Origin of the sequence: Bdellovibrio sp. KM01, assembly GCF_013752535.1 — a bacterium.
Classification (GTDB): domain Bacteria; phylum Bdellovibrionota; class Bdellovibrionia; order Bdellovibrionales; family Bdellovibrionaceae; genus Bdellovibrio.
Window position 1 is genome coordinate 2280396 of sequence record NZ_CP058348.1, and the last position, 24931, is coordinate 2305326.

At 46.2% G+C, this 24931-nt stretch carries 24 protein-coding genes and 1 tRNA gene; 12 read left to right on the top strand and 13 right to left on the bottom strand.

The features are described from left to right. Positions 1-59: 59 nt before the first annotated feature. Positions 60-1166 carry a calcium:proton antiporter gene (locus tag HW988_RS11170; protein ID WP_181604350.1) on the bottom strand — a complete coding sequence of 369 codons (1107 nt, stop codon included), beginning with the start codon at positions 1164-1166 and terminating at the stop codon, positions 60-62. Positions 1167-1225: 59 nt separating this feature from the next. Continuing rightward, positions 1226-2800, bottom strand: coding sequence for an aldehyde dehydrogenase family protein (locus tag HW988_RS11175; RefSeq protein WP_181604351.1), 1575 nt, complete (start codon positions 2798-2800; stop codon positions 1226-1228). A 189-nt stretch (positions 2801-2989) separates the two neighbouring features. Here HW988_RS11175 and HW988_RS11180 point away from each other — a divergent pair, with 189 nt between their 5' ends. Both HW988_RS11180 and HW988_RS11185 read left to right on the top strand, forming a co-directional pair. After that, positions 2990-3826 (top strand): trypsin-like serine protease, encoded by an 837-nt coding sequence (locus HW988_RS11180; RefSeq protein WP_181604352.1) that lies wholly within the window; start codon positions 2990-2992, stop codon positions 3824-3826. 22 nt (positions 3827-3848) lie between these two features. After that, positions 3849-4289 (top strand): OsmC family protein, encoded by a 441-nt coding sequence (locus tag HW988_RS11185; RefSeq protein ID WP_181604353.1) that lies wholly within the window; start codon positions 3849-3851, stop codon positions 4287-4289. A 251-nt stretch (positions 4290-4540) separates the two neighbouring features. On the opposite strand, the gene HW988_RS11190 is transcribed toward HW988_RS11185, so the two are convergent. Further along, complete coding sequence (locus tag HW988_RS11190; RefSeq protein ID WP_181604354.1) at positions 4541-4903, bottom strand: hypothetical protein; 363 nt, start codon at positions 4901-4903, stop codon at positions 4541-4543. A gap of 8 nt (positions 4904-4911) precedes the next feature. Beyond that, a complete protein-coding gene (locus HW988_RS11195) occupies positions 4912-5076 on the bottom strand; it encodes a hypothetical protein (RefSeq protein ID WP_168196640.1) in 165 nt (54 codons plus the stop codon). 226 nt (positions 5077-5302) lie between these two features. Here HW988_RS11195 and HW988_RS11200 point away from each other — a divergent pair, with 226 nt between their 5' ends. From HW988_RS11200 to HW988_RS11240, 9 genes are all read left to right on the top strand, one after another. Then, complete coding sequence (locus HW988_RS11200; protein WP_181604355.1) at positions 5303-6052, top strand: SDR family NAD(P)-dependent oxidoreductase; 750 nt, start codon at positions 5303-5305, stop codon at positions 6050-6052. A 138-nt stretch (positions 6053-6190) separates the two neighbouring features. Continuing rightward, entirely contained in the window at positions 6191-6832 is a 642-nt protein-coding gene (locus HW988_RS11205; protein WP_181604356.1) for a phosphatase PAP2 family protein, read from the top strand. A gap of 146 nt (positions 6833-6978) precedes the next feature. Then, on the top strand, positions 6979-7401 hold the full coding sequence (locus HW988_RS11210; protein WP_181604357.1) for a hypothetical protein: 423 nt from the start codon (positions 6979-6981) through the stop codon (positions 7399-7401). A 243-nt stretch (positions 7402-7644) separates the two neighbouring features. Beyond that, positions 7645-8058: a hypothetical protein gene (locus tag HW988_RS11215; RefSeq protein ID WP_181604358.1), complete on the top strand. Its 414-nt coding sequence runs from the start codon at positions 7645-7647 to the stop codon at positions 8056-8058. Between the two features lie 167 nt (positions 8059-8225). Beyond that, a complete protein-coding gene (locus HW988_RS11220) occupies positions 8226-8987 on the top strand; it encodes a TIGR02147 family protein (protein WP_181604359.1) in 762 nt (253 codons plus the stop codon). A gap of 2 nt (positions 8988-8989) precedes the next feature. Further along, a complete protein-coding gene (locus HW988_RS11225; protein WP_181604360.1) occupies positions 8990-10036 on the top strand; it encodes a hypothetical protein in 1047 nt (348 codons plus the stop codon). A gap of 77 nt (positions 10037-10113) precedes the next feature. Next, a complete protein-coding gene (locus tag HW988_RS11230; protein ID WP_181604361.1) occupies positions 10114-11031 on the top strand; it encodes a hypothetical protein in 918 nt (305 codons plus the stop codon). 115 nt (positions 11032-11146) lie between these two features. After that, positions 11147-11229: transfer RNA gene (locus tag HW988_RS11235), tRNA-Leu, on the top strand. Between the two features lie 167 nt (positions 11230-11396). Then, on the top strand, positions 11397-12191 hold the full coding sequence (locus HW988_RS11240; RefSeq protein WP_181604362.1) for an ABC transporter substrate-binding protein: 795 nt from the start codon (positions 11397-11399) through the stop codon (positions 12189-12191). Position 12192: 1 nt separating this feature from the next. Here the strand turns inward: HW988_RS11240 and HW988_RS11245 are convergent, their stop codons facing one another. From HW988_RS11245 to HW988_RS11265, 5 genes are read right to left on the bottom strand one after another with little or no spacing between them, the layout of a single operon-like run. Continuing rightward, positions 12193-13191 carry a hypothetical protein gene (locus HW988_RS11245; RefSeq protein ID WP_181604363.1) on the bottom strand — a complete coding sequence of 333 codons (999 nt, stop codon included), beginning with the start codon at positions 13189-13191 and terminating at the stop codon, positions 12193-12195. Beyond that, positions 13188-14060 (bottom strand): TIGR02147 family protein, encoded by an 873-nt coding sequence (locus HW988_RS11250; RefSeq protein WP_220128728.1) that lies wholly within the window; start codon positions 14058-14060, stop codon positions 13188-13190. The genes HW988_RS11245 and HW988_RS11250 overlap by 4 nt, the downstream gene beginning before the upstream one ends. Positions 14061-14104: 44 nt before the next feature. Then, positions 14105-14452, bottom strand: coding sequence for a hypothetical protein (locus tag HW988_RS11255; RefSeq protein WP_181604365.1), 348 nt, complete (start codon positions 14450-14452; stop codon positions 14105-14107). Then, positions 14439-14771, bottom strand: a complete 333-nt coding sequence (locus HW988_RS11260) for a hypothetical protein (protein WP_181604366.1) — start codon at positions 14769-14771, stop codon at positions 14439-14441. Before HW988_RS11260 ends, HW988_RS11255 begins: the two co-directional genes overlap by 14 nt. Next, positions 14738-15145 (bottom strand): hypothetical protein, encoded by a 408-nt coding sequence (locus HW988_RS11265; RefSeq protein WP_181604367.1) that lies wholly within the window; start codon positions 15143-15145, stop codon positions 14738-14740. Before HW988_RS11265 ends, HW988_RS11260 begins: the two co-directional genes overlap by 34 nt. A 585-nt stretch (positions 15146-15730) precedes the next feature. Here HW988_RS11265 and HW988_RS11270 point away from each other — a divergent pair. After that, on the top strand, positions 15731-17134 hold the full coding sequence (locus HW988_RS11270; RefSeq protein ID WP_181604368.1) for an aldehyde dehydrogenase family protein: 1404 nt from the start codon (positions 15731-15733) through the stop codon (positions 17132-17134). A 23-nt stretch (positions 17135-17157) separates the two neighbouring features. Here HW988_RS11270 and HW988_RS11275 read toward each other — a convergent pair whose 3' ends face one another. The 4 genes from HW988_RS11275 to HW988_RS11290 form a co-directional block, all read right to left on the bottom strand. Then, a complete protein-coding gene (locus HW988_RS11275) occupies positions 17158-19377 on the bottom strand; it encodes a cation:proton antiporter (protein ID WP_181604369.1) in 2220 nt (739 codons plus the stop codon). A gap of 74 nt (positions 19378-19451) precedes the next feature. Then, complete coding sequence (locus HW988_RS11280; protein WP_181604370.1) at positions 19452-20549, bottom strand: hypothetical protein; 1098 nt, start codon at positions 20547-20549, stop codon at positions 19452-19454. A gap of 328 nt (positions 20550-20877) precedes the next feature. After that, positions 20878-22497: a S8 family serine peptidase gene (locus HW988_RS11285; RefSeq protein ID WP_181604371.1), complete on the bottom strand. Its 1620-nt coding sequence runs from the start codon at positions 22495-22497 to the stop codon at positions 20878-20880. Positions 22498-22836: 339 nt separating this feature from the next. Further along, the gene (locus HW988_RS11290; protein ID WP_181604372.1) at positions 22837-24927 is read right to left on the bottom strand and encodes a site-specific recombinase; all 2091 of its coding nucleotides are present in this window, start codon (positions 24925-24927) and stop codon (positions 22837-22839) included. Between the last annotated feature and the right edge of the window lie 4 nt (positions 24928-24931).

Consider the following 24931-nt stretch of genomic DNA (forward strand, 5'->3'; position numbering starts at 1 on the left):
AAGGTACGGACTGACTTTCTCCAAATTATTTGGAGAAAGTCAGTCCGTACCTTTAGTTCTTATGGATTAAATACCAAAACTAAGAACACGAAGAACAGAACCAAGTGAACTGTTCCCTCGAGCATTGTGGTTCTTCTATTCGAGAATGTTAACGTACTGAGGATCAAAGTCATTCCCAGCAACGTCACTTCACGTGGAGCTAAACCCAACACGACTTTTTGACCAGTGAAGGATGCGATCGCGAGGATCACTGGAACCGTCAGACCGACAGTTGAGGTCGCAGCGCCCAAGCACAGATTCACGGTACGTTGAAGATCATTACGAGCAACCGCACGAAGTGCACTGATACCTTCTGGCGCGAATACTATCGCAGCAACAACCACCCCACCCAGGGCCAATGGCAAATTCAAAGCTTTGATTTCTGCATCCAGGATTTTTGCCAGACCCTTTGATAACAAAACGATCGGAAGGATGTTTGCTAACAATAAGATCACGTGAGTACGAAGTTTTGCCATATCAATCGGTGGACGTGGAGCATCGACGTCCTCGTCAACTTTACCTTCAATCTGATGAACGTAAAAAGCACGGTGACGTCCCGTCTGAGTGATCAAGAAAACGCCATACAACGCAATCGAGAAAATCGAGAAATACGTAGACTGCCAAAACGAAAAAGTTCCGGACTCGGTGGAAGTTGTGAAATTTGGCAAGATCAACGCGATACACGTTAAAGGAATCAATACAGACAAGTAGGATGCGGCACCTTGAAGGTTGTAAGACTGCTCACGGTGTTTAAGACCACCAATGAACAAACCAAGACCGACAACCCCGTTCATAACGATCATCAAGACCGAGAACATCGTATCTCGTCCCATGGTTGGAGCGGCATTCGAACCCAACATTACAGCTGCTACTAAGGCCACCTCGATCACGACGATGGATAACGTCAGGATCAAAGTTCCATAGGGCTCCCCCATGATTTCCGCAAGTTCTTCGGCCTCATGAACAACGCCGAAGGCAGACCACATGATGACTGCAAAGAACAACGTGAACAAAACCATCAGCATCGCTGGCGAAGTTACGGAGTCCATCCAACTGGAAAGAACCAAGAAGTATAAAAGGACAGAGCCCCATGAGGTTAACAAACGTAAAGCTGAAAGATTGAACATAGGCTCCCTTTTATATTTTCCTATTTCCAAGGGAGCAGCGGGTTATGTCAAGGTCATTCCTACAGCACCACGTTTGTTGATAAGAACTTAGAACTGTCTTGATGCAAAATCCCCTGAATCACCTGACGACTTGCTTGATCTTGTTTCGCCGCGACCATGCAACGAATACTGAACGAGCGAAGGGCATCGTAAACACTCAAAGTTCCTTCGGCAGAATTTTTACGCCCTGTGAAAGGATAAACATCCGGGCCACGCTGGCATTGGCTGTTAATGTTGATGCGACAAACCTGATTGCTTAAGCGATCAATCATTCGTCCCATTTTTTCGGCATCACGACCAAACACACTTGCCTGATTTCCATAAGGAGAATTTAAAATATAATCCTCGATCTCTTGGAAGCTTTCGTATTCAGCCAAAGGAATCACAGGACCGAATTGTTCTTCAACAGCAGCACGGGAATTCAAAGGTACATTCCCCAAAATCGCTGGGAAGAAAATATTTCCTTTAAGCTTTCCACCCTGCTCTGGATTCGCCAGCACCGCGCCTTTAGAAATTGCATCGTCGATCAAGCCTTGGAGGTACTTTGGTTTTTCTGGATCTGGCAAGGGAGTGATAGCAACGCCCTTATCCCAAGGCATCCCAGCAACAAGACTATTCACTTTTTGAACCAATACTTTAGTGAACTCGGCCGAGATCTTTTTATGCACAAAAATCATTTTTAAAGCCGTACAGCGCTGACCATTGAAAGACAATGCTCCACGCACGCACTCATTCACGGCATTTTCCAAATCCGCGTCCTCCAAAATAATCGCGGGATTTTTAGCTTCCAGACTTAAAATACTACGGAAGCGGAAAGGCTGAGGATGAGAAACCTTGATCTGATTTGCGACACGGCTGGTGCCGATGAAAGCCAGGACATCGATCTTGCCATCCTTCACCACGGGGTTCACGATCTCGCGCCCCAAACCATTGATGATGTTTACGACGCCTTTAGGAAAAGCTGTACGGAAAGGTTCAAGTAGCGGCTCCCACAAAAGCTGCCCGTACCGAGCAAGCTTCACCACAACGGTATTTCCCATGATCAGGGCCGGAATCAGTGTCGTAAAAGTTTCATTCAGCGGATAATTGAAAGGCCCCATACACAACGTCACACCCAAGGGAGCCCGGCGAATCTGCGCCATCACGCCACCCGAGAATTGAAAACGACTGGCTTCGCGGTCCATGTTTTTTACTTCATTCACCGTATCATCGATGTATTGAATCGTACGATCAAACTCGGCCTGGGAGTCAACCCAGTTTTTTCCGATCTCCCACATAAGCAGGCGACAGATGATTTCACGCTGCTCAAGCATCCCATTTCTGAAAGCCACCACCGCCTTGATACGATCCTCCATGCGCGATGTGGGCCAATCGCCTAATCCCTTTGCCCAAGCTTTCGCCGCCCCGTCCACTGCGTCTCGCAATATATCCGCGCTTACGTGTGGAGTCGTTCCGATTTGTTGAGGCTTACCGTCTTCTGTACATGTCGAAAAGACCGGCTGAGATTCATAGCCTTTATCACGGATTTCACCGTTAATTAAAATACGGCCATTTAACTGAGGAATACCCGGAAATTCTGGGAGCTGATAGTTCATCGCGGAGGTCCTTTCAGAGGTGATAAGTTAGGGTACTCTCCTCTGGTGGTCGCGCAAGGCTTTTAGCAGCTACGTCATACCTTTGCCACCAGACATAATGTTTAAACTGTTTACAATCCTGAGGAGTTTTCAGCCCCTCTGGTGGGCCGCCCGTTGTTCAGCTAAACTCCCCGCTTTAGGAAAAAACATATGAAAAAGAATCTAACGCAAATCGGATTGTCTGTTCTTGCCCTGACTCTGATCGCCGGCTGCCAGGGAACCAACCCAGGTGCTCAAGTGGAGCTAACTAACGAAACCGGAATTGTTGGTGGCGAGCCAATTCCCAAAAATAGCTCCCTGATAAAACACGCCGTGGGCCTTTTGATATTGCGTAAAGATGAATCCCAAACCACCTGCTCTGCTGTTATAATCAGAAAAGATCTGATCTTAACTGCCAGACACTGTATGAGTAATGCCAAGTTGGTCTATGTGATGTTCACGAATGATATGCATTCTAAAGACTACTACTATCTGAACTCGACGACGTTCATTTCATATGAAAAAGACCAAAACACCGGTAAGGATGCCGACCTTGCGTTAATCAAAGTCCGTGGGGATCTTGCCCCGGGATATGAACCCATCAATATGCCTACAGAAACAATTCGTGCCAAACCAGGTTTGGACATCATTCATATTGGCTTTGGGCAAAACAAAAGTATCGCCAACGGTCCGACCGACGAAAAGGGATGGGGAATCCTTCGCACCGTCAAACAAAAGGTCTTATACATGTACGACATTATGGAGAAGAATTCGCAATCTTTTGTGGTGGATCAATCCAATCTTAAAGGAATCTGCTATGGAGATTCAGGTGGCCCAGCTTATACGGTTTCCAACGGTAAGTACTACCTGGTGGGTATTAATGAAGGTGCTTTGGCGGGTTACAACAAAGACCCAAATGACAGGGACACCTGCCACGGTCGCTCCCTTTTGATCGACGTGTTTGCTACAAAAAAATGGATATTGGACAACGCTGCGAAACTTCAATAAGCTTCTTACCCAAGGAGCTTTCATGAGAGCAAAAGTCCACCGCATTGATGGTCATCATTTTAAATTTGAAGTTCGCGGAATGCAGGGTGATATCGATGTCGCCCTGGCTGATGCCAAATCCGCAGGCCCCAGCCCCAAAGAATTAGTCCTTGCCGCTTTATGTGGATGCACAGGAACAGATGTCGTTGATTTGATGGCCAAGTTTCAAGTGCAATATGAAAGCTTTGATCTGGAAGCCCGTGCGGGACTTACCGACAAGCATCCAAAAATCTTCACGCGCATTGATTTAACCTACTCAGTAAAAGGCGCTGGCATCGATGCCGCGCAAGTTGTCGAGGCCGCCAAACGCTCGACTCACCAATACAGCGGAACGGCAGCGATGCTTTCAAAAGCGGTTCCCATTTTTTATACAGTCCAAGTCAACGGAGAAACCGTTGCCACTGATCAAGCGCAATTCGCGTAAATAAAAAAGCCCCGGGGGACAATCCGGGGCCTTTCGAGTGCAACCGCTATTCGAAATGCGGGTACACAAATATTTTAAAGATCACTAAAAGAACCACCAAAACTCCCAGAATAATAATTCCACGAGAACTGTGTTTTACATCGGGAGGCGCGCTATTGTGTGATGACTTGTTTTCCATACAAATAAATCCATTCCCTTCGCTTTCAAAGCGAAGGTGCTAAGTTTCTAAAAACTAAAATTAAACTGTGGGATTAGATGATGGAATCTGGCGGCGCTCGAGACTGAGACCAATTGAATTCAACCAGACTTTGATAGCGATAGGAAACAGGATCGCGATGGCCGTATTCGACCTCGGGATTTAAAATTACAATATCAGTGACGACAGCAAAGAACGTCGGCAGACGATCTGTGTTTTTAAAGAAACGAAGATTGTTAGAAAGTTCAAATGCTAAAGAGGGACTTGCAACCAGACGTTGCACTGAAGAAACAGACGCACCACTGCCCGCTGCGACTTCCATTTGTGGAAAGCTCGCAAAAAACAAAAATGCGAAAAGAAATAAGAAACCTGAATACTTCACAAGCTTCACGCTAACAGCGTTTGCAAGTCTTGTCAAAACTCGGACTATTCGCCAGAGACGATTGAATTGGAAGTGGAGCTGACATGGATTGTGATCGTTTTCGCATCCTGCTGCGCACGATACTCTGCGGAACCATTGACCAAAGCCACCGCGCCACAAAGCACCATAATTACCAGAACGCCTAATCCAAAAATTTTAAGTGTGTTCATGCCTCTTAGTATACAAGCTGTGCAAAGGTACCGCGAATAGCGTTCTCACATCGGTACGCAATATTCAGGAGTGTCCAAAAGTTAGCGAATAATCCTTTCACGGCCAAGAGGGAAATCGTCAATATCTTCGACACGGGAGGCCTCTCTGATAGTTCACAAGGAATGTGCTCCTTGATTGTGAGTCTTTCTGGAGATTCCTAGAATAGGCATCTGCAAGGAGTTTTTCATGGAATTAAAAGATCAAGTTATCATCGTCACCGGTGCCGCGAGCGGAATTGGAAGAGAGTCTGCTGTCGCTCTCGCCAAGAAGGGCGCAAAAATAATCTCTGCCGACTATAACGATCAAGGGGCAGAAAAAACCGCGGAAGAATTGCGCGAAATTGGCGTACCGGCCTTTTCATTCAAAGTCGATGTTTCTAAAGCCGACCAAGTAAAAGCCCTGGTCGATTTTGCCGTCGAAAAATTCGGAACCTTGAACGGGATCTTTAATAATGCTGGAATTGGCCTGGTGAAACCGTTTTTGGAAATGGAGCCCGCCTCTTACCTGAAAGTTATCGAGGTCGATCAACACAGCGTTTATTACGGGATGTGGTACGCTGCTAAAAAGATGGTGGAACTTAAAGCCAAGGGGACGTTTGTTAACACCGCTTCGATTTATGGCACCATGGCTGCGGAAGGAAGCTTTAATTACAACGCCGCTAAAGCAGCCGTTGTGATGATGAGTAAAACTGCCGCGTTAGAACTGGCTCCGCATGGCATTCGTGTGGTCGGTGTGGCTCCTGGCTTCATCAACACTCCGATTTTGGGTGATGACAAGGCCCTGAAGGATTCTTTGGCAAAGCAACACATGCACGGCCGCCTGATTGAACCCGAAAAAGTTGCCAGTGTGGTAGCTTTCTTGTTCTCCGATGCAGCTCAAGCCATCAATGGAACAACTGTTCCCGTGGATGATGGATTTTTGGTCTTTAAGAAATAGTAGAGTTTTCTCTTGCGACACCTTTCAGAAACGGACTTTTCAGAATAACAACACTGCGCGTCCTGTAATAACATCAGGGTATCGTCAAGATCGGTGAATTTTATTGAGTCAGGGAAATAGCGGGACTACAAAAGTTCTATGAAAAGACTGACTCTGACAGCTTCTTTGATCCTGGTTCTTCCGTTAACGTCCCAAGCCGACTGGACACAGATTTCGGCGAGGGATTTTACTATGCAGGATCCGCCGGTTTCAGAATCCTCGGTTGAAAAAGCAGAAGTCGACATCATGTTTGATCTGCAAAACCGCCGCACCGAAGCTGAGTGCGCCATGGCCGAAAAACAGCAAAGCCCCACCTTCGATGCTTTTTATAAAAAATCAGGACTTTTCACTGCCGAAGAATACGCAAAAATCCAAAGACCTCTGATGCAAGCCTCCTCCCTGGCTTCAAAAATTTCTGATTCCTTTAAGGATCACTATCACCGCCCCCGTCCTTACAGTGACTACTCTCGCCTTCGTCCCTGCATTCCGCCACCAGGTGGTTCGAAATCTTACCCAAGCATGCACGCCGCGGTCAGCATGACTGATGCCTGCATCATGGCTGCGATCTTTCCAGAACGTGCTCAGCAGATTTTGACTTACGGAGATCGCCTGGGAACTCTGCGCACGGTGGTGGGAGTTCACTATCCGTCGGATGTGGCAGCGGGTAAAATCCTGGGCGAGCAAATTTGCAAGGCCCTTTTGGCGGACCCTTCGTACACAAAGCTCCTGCCTCATAATTAACTTCCTTAGTCTGCGACACTAAGCAGATCGCAAGCCAAAACTAAACAAATGCGACTAGGAAGTCTCATCGTGAGACTTTCAGGAAATACTACTGTTTCCAGCCGAAAGTTCCGATTTATTCTGTATGTACTTTGAAAGGTGCCGGAATGTTGCAACTTATTGGTAAATCCACTGCCATTATTCTTTTTATCGCTTCTCTTTTCTGTGGCGCCTATGCCCTTGCTGATGATGCAAGCGAAATGGCGGCTGCAATTGAAAAAACCCAAAAAGACCTGCGCAGCTCTCAAACTCGCCAAGGCATGACCAAAGAGTCCCCTGAGGCCGCTAACGTTGCAGAAAAAGTTAAAAGCATGTCAGGCAGCTCTGCCAACGAAAATGAAATGTACGACCTTGCTGCAGACGTACTGGGCAACATGAAAGGCCTGTCACAAGAACAGCTGATGAAAGTCATGCAGGAAGCCCAAAAAGACCCAGAAGGCTTTTTAAAAACATGGACCCCCGAGCAACGAAAAAAACTTGAAGGCATCGCGGACCGACTGCCCGCTTCTAAAAAAGGCAAACAGCCATAAGCCTGAGTTCCCGATCGAGTGTCTGTCTCGCGGAACGATTCACACGGAACAACTACACCCTTAAAAAACGAAGTCATAAGAATTTGACAGCATGAAGCCCCTACTGTCACTTTCGTACTTTTCATCTACTTGAGCTAAAAATGAACCGACTCTCGCCGGGCCAGAATTTGCTTTTATACCTTGTGAAAGGATCGCAACAAGACTCGCGGAATCTTCCCGAATCTGAGATTGCGAAAACAAGTTATGAAAAAGGCATTTATTATTTTGAATCTTTTGATTTACAGCTTTCACGCCAACGCAAAAACTCCCTCGATCCTGGAATCACTCAGCAGCAATTGCAAATACCGCTCTGAAAAATTCATCGCGAGCATGGACAAAATCAAGCCACGCTATGCTTACGCATATATCAACGACTGGCTGATGAATGTGACCTTTGAACTGCAGGATACCGCTGAACGAGAAGGCCATGATCCCGTCTCCGCCGTCACTCCCGAAATCCTGTCAAAAAAATACTGCAACCAGATAAAATCAGTGAAAAGTCAGGAGTTTGAAATTTACTTTTTAGATAAACAGTTCAAAGACGCTGGGATGAAAAAGGCAGAGATCGAAAAAGAACTGTTTAAAGCCCAGTATCTTTTAGACTCGCCGATGCTTTAAAATGCGATAAAATCGAAGTGAAGGAGTGACTTCAAAACTCACTCTTTTCACAACATCAGTGAAGGATTTCTTAACTGAAATTCGCTCACTTAAAGTGTACCCGTTTTGATTACAGTCGTTTTCACACCTCTTGACCCGCTCCTGTTCCCCACGCTAAAAGTCGCCCCATGAACCACACTTATCGCGACATTCTTTCTTCAGAACTGCTGACACGCAAGCAAAGCAATCCCCGTTTTTCATTGCGTGCGTTCGCGAAACAATTGGACTTGAGTGCCAGCCATCTTTCATCGTTAATTATCGGAAAAAGAAATCTGACAACTCAACAGGCTCATAAGCTCTTAAACAAGCTTGAACTTTCACCAGCAGATAAGTCTTTATTTTTATCTTCAGCCTTTCCGCATTTACTGGAAACTCCGACAGTCCAGGAACGTCAGACGCAACTTATCGCTGAAGACAAATTTACATTTCTTGCCGAGTGGTACCACTTCGCAATCTTAAGCCTGGGTGATATTTCCTTAAACAAAGCCACACCGGCTTGGATTTCAGAACGCCTGGGAATCAGCGAGCTGCAAGCCCGCGATGCCTTAAAACGTTTACAACGACTGGATCTAATTTCCATTAAATCAGATGGCAGTTTTAAGCAGACTGGAAACCCCTTAACAACCACGGATGATATTCCATCCGGTGCCATCAAGGCTTACCACCGCAGTATGATCGATATCGCAAAGACAAAACTTGATACTGTTCCCGTTGAGGAACGAGAATTTGGCGCGGTCACCCTGGCCATCAATCCTGCAAAAATTGGCAAAGCCAAAAAAATGATTCGCGAATTTCAAAACCAGCTTTGCCAAGAGCTTGAAGTTGGCAAAAAGAAAACAGTCTATACCCTTTCGGTGCAATTCTTTCCGGTCACGGACTCTAAGGAATAAAAATGAAAAGCCAACTTATAGTTTCAATTCTATTCTTGTTAGTAAGCTCAGTATCATTTGCCTGGAACCGCGTCGGCAACGGCGGTGGCGCCTGGATATGTCGCAATTACGTTGGAAAAGGTTTTACAAATACTGAAGTGTCATGGGTTGCTCAAATCGATCTGCATGAAGCCTCGTCGCAATATGGATTGAGAATTACAAATTTCAACGGAAACTATCACAGCATCGTTAAAAAGGTGGCCCAGCGTTTAAGTGGGCTGCCAAACAACCCTCTCGCAGGACTTGCGCCATTTTTGAAAGAGGTCAACGATCTAAGATCGGGACCAAAGATCACTTACCTGGATCAAGATTTAAAAATTATCAACGATGCTCTTTATTTTGCCGTCCCAAGATCCTCTACTTGCCCGAAAGGACGTATTAGTTACGAACAAATCGTAAATTACGACAACAATGGTTTCATTTTTGTTCAGAAAAGTCTTTTTAATACTTTGTCGGAAAGATCCAAGGCAGCAATGGTTTTACACGAAGCCATCTATGCCTATCGCCGCAGTTTGGGTGATACCGATTCCTTAAACAGCCGTCGCATTGTTGGCTTGGCATTTTCAACTTTAACAGACGAAGAAATCAGCTGGCATCTGTCATATTTGAATAATGATATCGCTCTCCGCTATCCTCCCAGCTATAACTTTTATGTTAAACTGATTACTGACTCAGGACAGATTTCATCTCTGTGGAGTATTCCAATTCGGTTGACCGGTCTATCCAAAATTAACTCAGCGGAAAGTGCCTCCCTTGAAGTTAAATCCAATGAACACGGATTTGCTTTCATTTATATTGATCCTTCAATCTACCATATTGAAGCAGCTCCCAACTTAAGCATCCGCTTAAATGACGGCAACACCTATACAGCGCCACTCACACCGAATGGCTGGGCGAAAAGACTGTCCCCCAATCTGCTGAGCTCAAATCCCAAATACTCCTGTGAAGTCATGACCATGGTTGGCTATAATGATGTCCACATCATTTGCATAAGCCTGGCTAAGAACTAAGAGACTCGACTCCTCGTCTCATTTTGAGATAGGGCCCAACGCCTTAAGGACGGAAGTCCTTAAGCCGATAAAGGTTCATGTCAAACGCAGCCGAAAAAATTCAGTTTATTCCAAGAGCCAATTTAAAAAGAACTCTAGCGTATCGTCCAATGCTAAAACGAGCGTTCTATCTCCAGGCGGGTTATGGCGGCTTCTTATTTCTTTTGGGAATTGGCGGAATTATCCATAATGCGACTTGTGATTGCTCGATTCAAGCAAGGATCTCTTTAGGAAACTCCACAGCCCTCTTTCTTGGCCTGTCTGCAGTCCTTTTCTGGGCCGCGCGCAAAACACATGAGCTTTCAAAAACGTTAGTGCATGTCACTCCAGAAGATATCACCCTCGATAAACCAAACAAGACGATTGAGATCGCTTACAAAGACATCAGTTCCGTCAAACTGGCATTCGTTCCCAGACTGGGCGGATGGATTGAGATTCATCTTAAAGGCAAAACCATGCACAAATTTCCGGTAGGACTTGAGCGTAGTGAATATATTTTGGAATCCATTGCCAACTATGATCCGCAACTGGTCTCAGTGGAACAGATCGAACAGTACCGCAGAACTTCAATTGTCGGTGATCACGTAGGGGCGCGCATAGAAGAATACCTTCGCAATTGGCGTTCCATGTTGGCACGATATGTAGGATTACCTTTGATGACTGTCCTTATCGCGACCGGTATAAGATACCTGCGTGGCAAGCCTATGAATAATGGTGATGATATTATGATCGTAAGCATGGTCTTTGGAATGATCAGCATGGTCATAGGCACAAGCTTGTACTGGCTTACAGAGAACCGAATCTCGACAAATATCCGCAAAAGACTTATCAATGATCCAAACAACGCTGCCCGCGACTTGGCCTACGAAAGTAAAGTGATCAAGCTGGCACAAAAAGCCCACGTGGTACTTTTCTTTTGTGCTGTTGCTGCGCTTTTTATCTGGATTAAAAAGTAATTGGACGCGATACACCCTCCTTGGCGCGTCGCGCATCATTGACGACGCCCACACCCAAGGTTAAATTTAAAGTCCCTTATCAAAGCTCCCCTTGGGAGCTTTTTCTTTTCGGTGCGCGCGGGTGGTGGAATTGGTAGACACGTACGTTTGAGGGGCGTATGCGCAAGCGTGAGGGTTCAAGTCCCTCTCCGCGCACCACTTCTCCCTCCCCTAATGAGGGCAAATCCCCCAGAGTGTTACGTCTATTTCTGTGAATTACGCCAATCTCGTAGTTACAATTGAGCAATCCGATGAAATAAAATGGAAAGCTGTAGGAAGACACAGTACAGATTTACCGTAGCGCCATTTTGGCTGTTGGGGGATCTGTGAAAACATTTAAGCATTATTTGTACGCACTAGCGATAGCAGCGACTTTAATGAAATCTACTCCCGCAGCAGCTGACACGATCGAATTGCGTTCCGATACTTGGTGTCCCTATGTTTGCGACAACAAAGCAGCTCCCGGATACATGATCGAAGCCTTCATCCGCATCTTTGAAAAACACGGACACAAAGTAAATTTTGAAATCGTCAATTGGGCTCGCGCCGTCAATGAAACCCGTCAAAACAAAGCGCATGTGATTGTGGGCGCCATGGTGAATGACTCCCCTGACTTTGTCTTTCCAGAAAAATCTTTTGGTACGGGGGATGATTATTTCTATGTTCCTCGCGATTCAACTTGGACCTATACCGGCGAGCCTTCTTTGAAAGGTAAGAAAGTCGGCGTGATCAATGGTTATGCTTATGGCGGCCTAGTTGATGATATTATCCGAAAGCGCAAAGACGTTTTCATCTCTATGTCCGGCGACCACCCGCTTGAACAACTTTTCCGCATGGTTAAAAATAAGCGCTTGGACGCTTTTATCGAAAACGATGCGGTTTTTAAATACACTCTTAGAGAACTAAAATTAAATCCGAATGACTATAAGCGCGTCAGCGAAAACGTCGCCGATGATCCAAGATTATGGGCCGCGTTTTCCCCGAAGAATAAAAATTCGGTGGCCTACGGCAAGATTTTTTCAAAAGGCATCGTGGAACTTCGCCAAAGCGGCGAGCTGCAAAAAATTCTGGCCAAGTACGGGCTCACCGACTGGGAGCCCCTGCCAAAACAATCACGTTAGTTTAAAGTGGATCGCGGTCCAAGGGGCTGCTGGATTCACAAGCGAACTTCATGCTTTGCTCAGCATCACGCTTTAACGTGATCGTGGTGCGACGAACGGAGTTAAAGACAGACACGATGTCTGAGCCATCCAGTACACTGGTGAAGCCCGTTTTTTCGTCAGTCACTTCCATGCTTAAGGGGCTGCCATCGATCAACGAAGTGGAAAGCTTTAACAGATATCCATCCACCGACATTTGCGTTAACTCTCCCGGAACAATCGGACCCCAAGGGAAAGAATTCAGATTATTCAATATCACCGAGCACGACAGGCGAACATTGAATAAGGCCGGGCTATTATCAAATCCAAAGATCCCTGGGCGAGAACGAGGCTTCGCTTTAAAAACCTCATCAATACCACCTCGCAAAGGATTTTCATTCAGTCCGGAATATAGCAGACCGATGATTTGACGGGTGCGGTAGGAGCTCTCATCGCCTAGCTCTTGTCTTAGGGCATAGTAGATTTCTTCATGCAGCAGAATCGCCGCCTTCTGGTAATTCGAGAACTGCGGAAGCCCCCACACACGGCTAGAGTAAATAACTTCACCATCAAGGTTGGCATCAGCCAACTGCACATAGGAAACCACCCCCGCAGGACAACTCGAGACCGGTGGTTTATAACGAAGTTCTGCATCAGGCAGGTAATTTAAAGCATCAGGAACCGGGCGCAGTCTGGTGCGGATGTTTAAAGGGTGCTTTACCAGAAGAGCATCCAGCTTTGGAAGCACACGCTTGATATAAGCGCGTTGCTCTTCCAAAAGATCCCACTCACTTCCCTCTTTTTCGACAAGCTTTCCAGGGAGAACGAACTCAACCTTGGTTAAATCCGCGGCCTTTACCCAAAGGACTTCACCGCCATCGATCTTACGGCAAACCCAACCGCCACCACCGCTATTCACACGTGGAGCCGCAAAGACTGCAGAGGCACTTACCAGAACGATCAAGAAAGAGAGGTATCTCATATAAGATCCTTTTCAGAATTTTTGGAAAGCATATAGAATTGCAAATTCACTTGGAAAACTTCCTCGCCCGGATTTTTTTCCAGATCGCGGATGAAAGCATCCATGAAAAGGCGCAGGCGTTTTTTCGCTTTCGGAATGTCAGCTTTGTTCATAGGAATAGAGGCATTTTGGAATTCAAGCTGTCCTGGTGGCAAGGACGTCAACGCCAGACCTGCCAGGTGCAAATGCTGACGGTGATTTTCACGCACCGCTTGTGAAGCAACGTCATGGGGAGTTTCAATGTCCCCGTCATTCATCGCCACATACTTGCCATTTTCTTTACGAATGAATCCAAGTTTAACCAGGCGCTCGAAAGATTCCTTCGCGATCTCGTGCGGGATACCCAAGCGCTCACCGATCCAGCGGCCTGTCCCACGGAAATCTTTGGTATTTAAAAGAGCCAGGATCGCAAAGTGATGCCACTCGGCCACGGCTTTGAAATTATCTAACGTGACTTTGTTCTGAGGCGAACGTTTGGTTTTTAAAATACGGGCACGTAATTGCTGACCACTGCGCGAGTTTTCCGCAAGCTGGTCACGCGCCACCAGACGCATTAAATGAGCTTCTTCTTCAGGAGTCATATCCAGAATCTGACTGATCTTGCTGGCAGAAGCTATAGATAAAGTCTTTTGGGAGTTCATCACGCGAGACAAATAGGAATGAGAGATACCCGCGATACGCGCAAAGCCGCGAAGACTCATGTTGCGCTGGGAAACCTTGCTGGAGAAAAGATCCTGCAAAAACGTCTGGTAATCTTGGTATTCGAGAGGTGAAATCATGGGGCTGGTATATGCAGCTTTAACGCGATTGTCCAGCTTGGTGGTGTCCATTGGACACCATTATAATACGGTCACGAATCGCGTGTAAAAATCACCTAATTTATAAAGAGCAAGTAAGTCAGGATCGGAGCCAGTTGCCAAGAAACCAAGTTCGCTGTGAGCGAGGCTTTCCATGTCGTTTTCAGAGGAAGTTTACCAAAATAAGCATGCAAGAAAGTTTCAGCAACAAAGGCAAATCCCTCGGCAAGCAGTATCGCCTCTATATAACTTAAGCGAGAAGCCATGATGACAAAAAATACAACGGGATGAGTAAGAGTGTTTGCCAAAGTGGTCAACACAAAAGTGGCACCAAAAGCCTTAAGCTTTCTGTAGAACAAAAAGTAAACGAAGACTTCGATCGTGCTCGATTGCAGAAAGATATAGACGTAACTAAGTTTTTCCATGGGACTTTCGCAATCTGATTAACAAATACGAAGCCACGGCGATAAAACCCACCCAGCTCGCGGTAAACCCGAGGTCTGAGAAAAGGTATTCACGTGCTTGCGTCGCTTGAAACAAATACGGATACAGATAGTGTTCGTCAGCACTTAAAATATGAAACAAGCCCAGCGGCGTCAGCATCGTGGCGATTTCAAAATTCACATCACCCACTGAGCCCACCACCGTAAAGCCGCTCAATACAGACAGGGCCAGGAGAGAAACTCCCCACAGCCCTGCAAATAGAAAGTTTACTTTCTTTTTTGGCACGAATTGCTTTCCCATACGTGAGAGTCACCTTCGTCTGTTTCTGGATCAAAGCTGTTGCCAACGCTGATCGTGCACTCAGTTGTCGAAGGAATTGTTTCGATTGGATAAGGACCACCGTAGTCTTGGTTTTTATTTTTCGGTTGTTGATTGCAATTAATGCGAACTGAACCTTCAGGCCCGGTGATAGTCACAGCGCGCTCTGTGTACCAAGGTGCATAAGAGCCGCTTACTCCCAAAGCTTCATAAATTTTATAAGCGTCGCCGCCTTTAAAAGAAACTTCGCCGTTAACAGATTTAACCGAGTTCACTTTGATATAAGGAATGGATGAATCATTGGCAGAGGCAGTTGCTGCAGAGACCAAAATAACTAGACCTAAAATAAGACGCATAAAATCTCCTAAATAAAGGGTTGTTGTTGCTGAGGTTTCTAAGGGCAGATCGCAAAATGCACAAGGGGCCCACCCGGGAAACTGGTTCCCGCTGGTCACCACGAGATATTTTCTACATTTTTTCGCGGCGTAACCCCACGAAACCCTGATCCTTTATGGGTTTCCCGTAATTCAAGCCCACTTTTTCCGCATTTTTTTATTTCCCGATTAACCCCTGTCAGGGGGCAGATCGTCTTACTTACAACAGAGCATGGACGCTCTAGAGGGGGATGAAGGCCAAGGAAGGCCAGCTGACACCCTCCAAAAGGAAACGATCTTAAGAAGGAGGTACGAATTTATGGAATTAAGAGAAGTTGCAATGTTCTGCCTCTTCTACTCAGGAGTTGTCATGTACACCCTGTGGCTCACGGTGGCTCGAAAGCCCGAACGAGTGAGATCTTCTCGGAAGTAAATTTATTTTGTGGATCATGAGGGTTTGGTGGTTCCCCTCACGATTCAGGGGGAGCAGGTGCTCCCCCATTTTTTTTGTCTTCACGCATCCACTCGCTGCTTTACCTTACGCTGTTCAATGCCTAGAATTAATGCATGCTTGAACAACTCGTACTTCACCAAAAAGCTTTCGCTCAACATGCCCGTACTGAATCCTGGCACCAAAGATTTGATTATTTGGAATCATTGAAAAGCATGATCACCGATCATCAACAGGAACTGTGCAAAGCTCTTTACGAAGATTTTAAAAAGCCTGAATTGGAATCGTTGGCGACCGAGATCATGCCTCTTTTGAAAGAGATCCGTTTTACGCAAAAGCATTTGAAAAAATGGATGAAACCGCAAAGAGTTTGCACTCCCCTGCTTTTATTTGGATCTAAAAGTTACACCCGTTTTGAAGCTTTGGGCTCCTGCCTGATCATTTCGCCGTGGAACTATCCTTTATATTTAACGATCGCGCCCCTGGTTTCGGCCCTTGCGGCTGGGAACGCAGCGGTGATCAAACCGTCCGAGTACGCCCCCCACACCAGCCGTTTGATGCATTCTTTGTTATCGAAGTACTTTAAGACCGAACAGGTATCGGTCATCGAAGGCGGTCCTGAAACCACGACCGAACTTTTAAAGCAGTCCTTTGACCACGTCTTTTTCACCGGCAGCACCGAGGTCGGCAGAATTATACTGAAGGGTGCTGCTCACAGCCTGGCCCGAGTCACTTTGGAATTAGGTGGCAAGTCACCGACCATTATCGATAATACGGCGAACCTAAAACTGGCGGCGCAAAAGATCATCTGGGCGAAATTCGTGAATGCAGGTCAGACCTGCGTGGCACCTGATTATCTTTTTGTTCAAGAAAGCATCCATCACGAATTCCTTCAAACACTTAAAGCACAACTTCAAGAGAACTTCGGAAACAGCAAGGATGACGTGAAATCATCCAAGAGTTTCGCCCGTATCATCAACCGTCGTCATACGGATCGCCTTAAAGGTTTACTTGAAGATGCGATCAGCAATAGTGCAAGCCTGGTTGCCGGAGGTGAAGTAGATCTTGAACAAAACTATGTCGCTCCGACCCTGCTTGATAACGTCGATCCGCACACCAAAGTGATGAACGAAGAGATCTTTGGACCGATTCTGCCGATTTTAAAATTCAAGGACATTGGGGAGGTCGTTCACTTTATCAACGAACGCCCCAAGCCATTGACCATTTATTGCTATTCCCATTCCGATCACAACATCAAAAAATTGATGAAGGAAACAAGTTCGGGAACATTGTCGGTGAATGACTCCTTGATTTCGTTATTGAACCCGAACCTTCCATTCGGCGGCGTGGGTGCAAGTGGTCTAGGTGCTTACCATGGGTATCACGGATTTGAGACCTTCTCCCACAAAAAGGCGATCTTCAAACAAGGCCTTGCCGGAAGATTGATGGCGATCATCTATCCCCCCTACAACCAGACCAAACTTGATCTATTAAAACAAATCATCCGCTTTAAAATTTAGAATTAAGCCGACGAAGCCGTCGGCTAGGCAAGATCCAGGATGCGCGAGCGATCGCCTACGATCCACAGAAGGTCGTCGATTTGCAAAATCTCGGCAGAGTCGGGATTTAACATACGGCGCCCCTGGCGTTCGATGCCGACCACCAGACCATGGGTTGTTTCCCGAAGCCCGCTGTCACGGATGCTTTTTCCCAAGAACGCCGAATTTTCAGTTAGCAGATATTTTTCCAGAGAGTATTCCGAAATCTCTGAATCAAGAGTTTGGTAATCTTGTTCTGCATCGATAAACTCTTTAAAGACCGCGAGCTGAATATCATTTCCGATCACGAATACGATATCTTGAGGCATCAACATGACGTCTGCGCCGGGGGCCATGATTTTTCTGCGCCCGCGTTCAATCAATGCCACGGTCACACCAAAACGTTCACGAATAGAAAGTTCCGACAAGGGCAATCCCACATAGTGAGCTTCTGCTGGCACACGGAATTCCGTTAAATGGGCATCCCAAGGCGCTAATGCTTGGCTGTGAGTTTTCGAGGCCACCTTATGAACGTCTTCAGTTAAATTCGAAATAAAACGATTTTCAAACCATTGGTAAATGGCGCGCAGTCTGGTCGACAAAACATAACCAACGACGATTGCCATCCACGCCGTAATTCCCAATGCCCAACCTAGTGGTACAAATTGCGCAACCATTGCAGCGATCAATCCAACAGCCACCATGATTCTGGAAACCACAAAGACATAGTTCTGAGTTCCACGTGAATCGCCAGCGACCAGGCTATCAAATTGCTTCGTCCGACCAAAAGCCAATGCCCATAGGAATGGCGAACTTAAAATTAAAGTTGCCGTTAAAGTCAGAAACTTTGCAGAGCCTTCTTCAACTTGGTGATTTAACAAATAAGGCAATGTCACTCGGCCCATCAGCAAAAACACGCCAATCACGATCACCACATTCAAAAAAATCTTAAAGATGTAAGAACGGATTTGGTCGCGGGATTCTTTATGCGCCGTCATTGTGAAAGAAAACATCGAATAACGATCTAAAGAGTCAATAAGGTCCCGTGGCAATTTTCTTTCAAGCAACCCATATGCTCCATCAGCCATTCGAATCATAAATGGCGTCGTAAAAGCTGTCACAACACTCACTGAAACGGCCAAAGGATAAAGCTCGGGCCTTACGACCTTAAACCCCACGCCGACGGTTGCGATAATAAAAGAAAATTCTCCAATTTGTGACAGACTCATACCTGTCTGCAAACTGGACTTTAATGTTTGACCAGATAAGACACTTCCGACTGTCACTCCCAAAGTTTTTCCAATCAAGACCAACGCCGACAAGAGCAGAATTACCTGCCAGTGCGCAGTGATTACATCCGGATCAATCAACATTCCGACTGAGATAAAGAACACGGCTGAGAATAAGGTTTTGATCGGATTCACTAAGTGGTGAATACGCTCGCCTTCGATCGTTTCAGCTAAGATCGATCCTGTGATAAAGGCACCCAAGGCTGCGGAAAAACCCACCTTCACCGCAAACACCACCATCGCAAGACACAAACCAACGGCCACAACTAGAATCGTTTCTTCATTCAATAACTTTTGTGCGCGCTTCATTGCCGTCGGCAACCAAAAGATTCCCACCACAAACCACAGGGACAGATAGAACGCGAGTTTTAGGAACGACAGCAACATATCACTGCCCGCGAATTCACGAGTCAGCGCAATTGACGTTAGAAATACCAACAACAAAACTGCCACAAGATCTTCGATGACCAGGACACCCATCACGATGCTGACGAATTTCATATTCTTGAAACCCATCTCTTCAATCGTACGCATGGAAATCGACGTCGAAGATATTGCCAAGATGCCGCCCAGAAACAGGCAATCCATCAAGTCCCAACCCAAAAGCTTACCCGTCGTAAAACCGATCAGGGTCATGAATCCGACTTCGAACAATGCCGTCACACCAGCCGAACCACCCACACGGAACAGCTTCTTAAAACTGAACTCTAGCCCCAAGGCGAACAAAAGAAAAATCACCCCGATATCTGCCCACAACTGCACGCCTTCAGCACTGCTGACAGTTCCAAATAATCCGACTTTAGGTCCGATCAAAAATCCGGCAACCAGATAACCCAAGACGACGGGTTGATTTAATCTTTTAAAGAGAAGAGTCACGATACCTGCGGTACCAAGAATAAGAGCCAAATCGCTGATCATTGCCGGAAGACTGTGCATACATAAAGCGTACGCTCTCTGCCGGCACCGAGCAACGGAGGAGCTTTTTACCTCCGCTCCGGTGACTGCCTGCGTTATTTGGAATACATCTGCTGAATTTCACTAATAAGGGACTGATTGAACTTCACAGGATCGATGTTTTGAGCGGCCTCTGCATCTTTAAAATTTTCTTCATAGTGTTTGCGGAGAACTTGAACCAATTTAGTCAGAATATGCTTTTGTTCATGGGGATTTTTGACTTTGTTTCTGATCACATCCCACAGTGCCGCGCGGGTCGGTGCCAGCAATAAATAAGGATGAAGGCTCTTATTGGCGATCGTTCCATTGATATCTTTTAGCCATTGTTGAAAGTGGGCTTCGCCCCAACTTTTATCAAATTGACGATTTTCAATATTAATACGAATAAGATCTTTTTCTGAAAATTTAACGGCCTCTTTTGTTTTGGGATCTTGGTAATATTTAAGTTGGTCCTTGATAAGCGCATTCCCCGACAGAGCATTAAAAATAATGCGCGGATCTTGAAAGCGAACCACCGCCACCGTATCCGCGAAGAGTTCGTGATAGGCACTACTCACATCGCGCATCTTCAACAGTTGAGACATCCGCTTTCCTGCCGCCATCATTTCTTCCAGAGCTTTAGATTTCACAACCTCAGCTTCAGCTTTTTCTTGCGGCGTTGTCGCCCTAACAGCCGTATCGATAGCGTCCATATAGGCTTTTGTCGCCTTATTAGATCGTTCCAAAATAGTGACCGATTCAATTTCCAAGGCATTCCAGGATGGAGAAAGCTCCCGCATGTTTTTATCAAAAATGGCATGACCATATTCATGGGATAAAATTGCCGTGCTATATTTAGGATGATTGCCTTTGCCGCTTGGGTATTTCAAAAATGAAGACATCACGATAATATCGTTGGTCTTTCTAGAATAAAGCCCGCCGACTCCGGGCTCAGCGATCTTGATATGAACTCCGTTGGGAACTGCCAGATCTCCCAAAAGAGCATCTACAGATTTAAGCAACGCTTCGTACTGCTCGGACGTCAGCAAAGATTTTTCAGAAACTTCCAGGGCTCGCGCGGGCTCCAAAAATACCGCCTGGCAGCTCTCCGCCGCAAACAAGGGCCGAGCAATAACTGTCAAAAGAATAGACAAAGCAACGTGCGAAGGCTTCATAGATTTCTCCAATGAAACTCGACACTGCAAATCGCTCTCCCACTCCTAAACAAACGGAGATCCTTTTGGGGTGAAAACAAACAAGACAATGCCCCAAAACGGCCAACAAAAAACCGTCGCACAACAGAAGCGGTCAAAATGGTTCGTATACAAGGCGGAGGGTTATCCCCGCAGCGCAGGCGGGCTCATTGCCCGTCGGAGCGAGGAGATAGCCCGACAACGAAGGAGACGGACCATTTTCACCGCTTCCACTCAACCGGAGAACACCAATAAATAAAAAAGGCCCGCATTTCTGCGAGCCTTTTTTAAATCTATTTTTTAGATCAGATTATTTAGCTGATAGAGCAGCTGTTACAGCAGCTTCAGCGTTTACGATACCTGCACCGTATTCGTTGTTTGTGTTAGGGCCCAAAGCCGTCGCAGTTGACTGCAAGATTTGCTTAACTTGAGCGCCGTTAAGGTTTTTGTTAGCCGCTTTAACAAGAGCTACAACACCTGCAACGTGCGGAGTTGCCATTGAAGTACCATCGAAAGCTGCGTAGTCAGTTGCAACTGTTTGAAGAGTCGCTTTAACTTCTGTACCCGCTGCCAAAGTCGTTTGGATTTTCTTACCAACTTCTTGTTCGATCATGAACACAGCAACTGGAAGAGTTGAACCGTCAGCAGTCAAAGCACCTTGGATCAAACCTGGAGCGTTGTTGTAGATAACTGCACCAACTGCACCCGCTTTGATAGCGTTTTGAATTTTAACAGAGAAATTGATTTCGCCGCGACCGATAAGTGCGTACTTACCTTTAACATTTTTACCAGCGAAGTCAGTGTCTTTACCAAGACCACAATCAACCAATGTGTTCGTTTCAGCAGTCAATACTTCACGAGCACCTTGGAAAGTTGTGGAGTTAACAGCTGCTTTTTTACCAGCAACAGTCAATTGAACAGACGCTTCACGACCAGTGCCTTGTGGAACTGTAGAAACAACCGCTGCACCCGGAGCTACGATCGCCAATTCTGGACCCCATTGAGAGAAATCCGTTTTCTTAAGATCGCTGTTTACTGCACCCACTGCGATAACAGTCGGCAGAGCTGCTGGATAAGAAACTTTACCAGTACCATCGTTACCAGAAGCTGCTACGACAGTAAGACCTGCTTTAGCTGCTTTTGCAATAGCATCGCGCTCACCTGGAGTCGACCATGCGCCACCCAGAGACATAGAGATCACATCAACTTTTTGAGTGATACCCCAGTTGATACCAGCTGCGATAGCTGCATTCGAGCAACCGTTTTCAGAGCATACGCGACCCATCAAGATTTTCGCTTGAGGAGCAACACCTGTGAAACCGTTGTTATCCAATACACCTGCAATCGTACCAGAACAGTGTGAACCGTGACCTACTTTATCAGAGAAATCAGAACCATCTGATTCGCCAGTAAAGTCTTTACCTTGTTCGAAGTTAGCTTTCAAAGAAGGATGGTTTTGATCGATACCAGTATCTAGAACAAGAACGCGAGCGCCTTGACCTTGATTGGACTTCGCCCATGCTTGAGGTGCTTTAACTGCCATAATCCCCCATGGAGTTTTCGCGCCTGGAACTGTCGGAGTGTTTTTAACTGGAGTGCCCAACCAACCACGAACTGGAAGTGGAGCTGGATGGAAAACTTCTTTTTCAACGTAAGCCACTGCTGGATCGTTTTGAAGTTTAGAGATCTCATTGTCGTTTCTTGCGTTCACGATCAATGTGTTCAAATTTTCAAGAGATTGTTCGATTTCAGCATCAACCGGAGTAGAAACTGCTTTACCAGTTCTAAGTGCGCCAGAACCTTTAACTTTATAAGCCATGTGAGCAGCTTGGAAAGTTTGCGAGTCTTTCATGATTACGATAACGCGCTCAGCATGAGCAGATGTCGCAACCAACAGAGACAGGATAAGTGAAAACAAATTAAGTTTCATGAATAGGTCCCCCCATATTCCATGGACTTCACCCTTTAGAAGTCCTTATGGAGAGGCACTTCATTTCATGCTGAACATTTTATCAAGTACTCTTTTGGAACCACCTGCATATTTTTTTTGAACGCTAAAAAATGAAATTATCTGTCATGGTGTCACTCCAGAGTTGTAGTTCCAAAGTGGCACCCCAGTTCAAAACTAGAACCATTTCGCGCGAAAGTATTAGAAGTACTTATGGAAGCCATGATTTTATCTGAGAATAGTTGCCTAAAATTAAATCAGCGCAAGCAACGCTATGCGCCAATTTAATACTGATGATGAACAGTTTTTGAGCATCGAAAATCAGTGCGAATGCCCGCCGGGAGCGGATTTCGGAACCGTTTTTCCCACCGGCAAGATGAAACTCAGTGGATGATTTAAGAGACGTCGGAAGACTGCTTTGCGGATGGCACGACGAGTGGGTGGAGTGACTCCACGGGCTTTGATCGCCACCCAGAAGGCCATGGCAAAGCTCACCGACACATTAAAGAAACCAATGCAAAGAACACCCATCACCGCACGCCAGAAAATCCAAGTCTTTAAAAAGGACGCACCCATTACGGGCAAGGCTGCCCCCATGGACCCCGATGAAAGAGTCACGTGGCGCACATCCAATGGAATCCCGATAAAGCGCATGATCTCTGGAGTAAAGCCCAAGAGAATACCCAAGGACGCATTCCCCAAAAGACCGGAAATGTTTTTCTCAAAGAATGAAGCAATTCTTCTCGCACCGACTCGTCCAAATATAGTTGTCAGTGTCGGACTGCGCGCCAAAGTTGTGCGCAATGAGTTCAGGGCAAACCAGTTGTCCCCCCATCCCGCGAATAAACTTGAGAACCACAAGATTATACCGGTGAATGCGGCATAGAATATCGCAGGCCCCAAAATGTCGACCGAAGTGAAGGCTTTCATCGCCGTTGCCTCGGACATAATATGACGACCGGAAACCAGGAAATAAATCGTATCAATAACCAGTGTCGTTGGAACCACCATTAAAATGTTTCCACCCACAGCTGCCACTTGCGAGCGGATGATATGCGCAATCTGATCCACCATGCGCTCCATGCCCTCTTCAGTATCCACGTCACGCATTTGCTCTGCGAGTGCTGGAGCCGTCATCGCCGGCTGCTTAGTTCCTAAAGTAAAGCCCGCAAGATGGATCACGATGAAACTGATCGCATAGTTTGTTGATGCCAGAACACCGATCATAAATTCAGAAGGACCCACCGCCAGAATTCCCGTCTTTATATAGACAGTGAATGCCGTCACAAAACCACCACCCGCTGCGGCCTGCACCATACGGCGATATTCTTCTTTGGTGCGCGTGATATAGTGCTCGCCCGTTTCTGCAGCACGCTCGACCATTTTTTTAGCGAGCAAATTGATATTCTGTGAAAGAAGTGCACCCACACTTTGCAAATCATGATTTTCTTCAATCAGATTTGCCAGAAAAGATGTCACTTTTTTTGCATCTGGAACATCCGTGATAAGAATGTCCACCAGACTGTCTATGCGCTGCAGATAAATTCTTAAACGAGTCATCTGGAAAACCAGATTTACGCTGACACCGAACTCATCCAAGTGACGATACACTTGCGTCAGTTCGCGACGGCACTCCCAAACTAACAGGCGTAAGCGGGAGGCCTTTTCATAGAATAATTCAGGCTTCCCTGTTTGGTGAGCAGCCAGAAAGTCTTCCAGAACGCGCACCAAATTAAAGAATGCAGAATCGCGGAAATTTGGCTTATCCAGACGATGACGAATCCCTGGTGAAAGACCGATGGCGCGAACTTGAATGCCCAAATAAATCAAAGCATCTTCCATGTCGCGGTCCAAACGGTTCCAATCTGATTCCACGGGCGACACATCGTAGTTAAAGAGTTCCACTAATTTATCGAATAAAACGTGGTCAATCGAAGCGATCCACATGGGATCCTTGGCACTTGGGAACAACTCCCAAAACAAATAACCCAGCTCATGATCCAATGGAGGACTGGGAAGGATTTTCATCATCATGCGATCAAAGAACTCCCCAATCACACCCACTTCATGTGGAAGGCCTGTTTCGGTATAGAGTTCAAGACCGCTGACATTCTTAATCACGGAACGCAAGATCACAGCCACATCGCGCTTCCAGGCAGGATTGCGATCTAACACCATCAACACATATCGCAGTCGTGCAATGGGAACATGCCCAGAGGAGTTATCCAACCCCTCGACAGCTGTGCCTTCATAGCGCACCCAACGTAATAAATTCACTAACCAGTGAAGTTGATCTTCAAGATTCTTTTGATCTGAAGCAAAGCTTAACAGGGCATCTAAATCACTGTGAACATTACTGCGTTGGCGATGAAGTTTAAATCGGTGAAAGTACTTGCGAAGTTGATCAAACATGGGG

Coding starts and splice junctions, on each gene's coding strand:
- HW988_RS11200 (WP_181604355.1), top strand. CDS start 5,303: ATGGAATTAAAAGATCAAGTTATCATCGTCACCGGTGCCGCGAGCGGA.
- HW988_RS11215 (WP_181604358.1), top strand. CDS start 7,645: ATGAAAAAGGCATTTATTATTTTGAATCTTTTGATTTACAGCTTTCAC.
- HW988_RS11195 (WP_168196640.1), bottom strand. CDS start 5,076: ATGAACACACTTAAAATTTTTGGATTAGGCGTTCTGGTAATTATGGTG.
- HW988_RS11170 (WP_181604350.1), bottom strand. CDS start 1,166: ATGTTCAATCTTTCAGCTTTACGTTTGTTAACCTCATGGGGCTCTGTC.
- HW988_RS11220 (WP_181604359.1), top strand. CDS start 8,226: ATGAACCACACTTATCGCGACATTCTTTCTTCAGAACTGCTGACACGC.
- HW988_RS11270 (WP_181604368.1), top strand. CDS start 15,731: ATGCTTGAACAACTCGTACTTCACCAAAAAGCTTTCGCTCAACATGCC.
- HW988_RS11255 (WP_181604365.1), bottom strand. CDS start 14,452: ATGGAAAAACTTAGTTACGTCTATATCTTTCTGCAATCGAGCACGATC.
- HW988_RS11265 (WP_181604367.1), bottom strand. CDS start 15,145: ATGCGTCTTATTTTAGGTCTAGTTATTTTGGTCTCTGCAGCAACTGCC.
- HW988_RS11250 (WP_220128728.1), bottom strand. CDS start 14,060: ATGGACACCACCAAGCTGGACAATCGCGTTAAAGCTGCATATACCAGC.
- HW988_RS11275 (WP_181604369.1), bottom strand. CDS start 19,377: ATGCACAGTCTTCCGGCAATGATCAGCGATTTGGCTCTTATTCTTGGT.
- HW988_RS11225 (WP_181604360.1), top strand. CDS start 8,990: ATGAAAAGCCAACTTATAGTTTCAATTCTATTCTTGTTAGTAAGCTCA.
- HW988_RS11230 (WP_181604361.1), top strand. CDS start 10,114: ATGTCAAACGCAGCCGAAAAAATTCAGTTTATTCCAAGAGCCAATTTA.
- HW988_RS11290 (WP_181604372.1), bottom strand. CDS start 24,927: ATGTTTGATCAACTTCGCAAGTACTTTCACCGATTTAAACTTCATCGC.
- HW988_RS11245 (WP_181604363.1), bottom strand. CDS start 13,191: ATGAGATACCTCTCTTTCTTGATCGTTCTGGTAAGTGCCTCTGCAGTC.
- HW988_RS11280 (WP_181604370.1), bottom strand. CDS start 20,549: ATGAAGCCTTCGCACGTTGCTTTGTCTATTCTTTTGACAGTTATTGCT.
- HW988_RS11260 (WP_181604366.1), bottom strand. CDS start 14,771: ATGGGAAAGCAATTCGTGCCAAAAAAGAAAGTAAACTTTCTATTTGCA.
- HW988_RS11175 (WP_181604351.1), bottom strand. CDS start 2,800: ATGAACTATCAGCTCCCAGAATTTCCGGGTATTCCTCAGTTAAATGGC.
- HW988_RS11185 (WP_181604353.1), top strand. CDS start 3,849: ATGAGAGCAAAAGTCCACCGCATTGATGGTCATCATTTTAAATTTGAA.
- HW988_RS11180 (WP_181604352.1), top strand. CDS start 2,990: ATGAAAAAGAATCTAACGCAAATCGGATTGTCTGTTCTTGCCCTGACT.
- HW988_RS11210 (WP_181604357.1), top strand. CDS start 6,979: ATGTTGCAACTTATTGGTAAATCCACTGCCATTATTCTTTTTATCGCT.
- HW988_RS11285 (WP_181604371.1), bottom strand. CDS start 22,497: ATGAAACTTAATTTGTTTTCACTTATCCTGTCTCTGTTGGTTGCGACA.
- HW988_RS11205 (WP_181604356.1), top strand. CDS start 6,191: ATGAAAAGACTGACTCTGACAGCTTCTTTGATCCTGGTTCTTCCGTTA.